The organism is Vibrio sp. 1978 (assembly GCF_033344345.1).
Genome location: NZ_JAWPOP010000890.1, coordinates 1 through 547 on the forward strand (window position 1 = coordinate 1; position 547 = coordinate 547).

Genomic DNA, 547 nt, shown 5'->3' on the forward strand with positions numbered 1-547 from the left:
TTTAAATACTTACGAGAGCTTTGACCCCGAACTGGTACTGCTTGATATTTCCATGCCTGAAATGAACGGTTTTGAAGTCTCCCTCCATGTTCGAGAAACTTTTCCAGACTGGATTCCTATCATTTTCTTAAGTAGTCATGAAGAACCTGAAATGATTGCGAAAGCGATCGATGCGGGCGGCGATGACTATTTGATTAAGCCAGTTGACAAACTCGTCCTGAACTCCAAACTCATAGCGATGCAGCGTATCGCGCATATGCGTCGAGAACTCAAACAAGCAACAGCCCAACTAGAGCAAGTCAACCAACTTCTCACTCAACAAGCCAACGAGGATGGACTGACCAAGCTTTTCAACCGCCGTTACATTGATCAAAAGTTAGATTCAATGGTGGCGTGGCATGGAAGGCACCATATGCCGATGGCGATGATACTGTTGGATGTCGATTTCTTTAAGCCATTTAATGATAACTATGGACACATAGAAGGTGACCGCTGTTTACAAGCGATTGCCAACCAGCTTAAAGCAACATTCTGTCGCTCTGGTGAA

1 protein-coding gene is annotated in these 547 nt (G+C 44.6%); it reads left to right on the forward strand.

What is annotated here, in order from left to right:
• Positions 1–547: diguanylate cyclase (locus R8N49_RS29705; protein ID WP_318190773.1), on the forward strand; the 547-nt coding region annotated here is incomplete at both ends.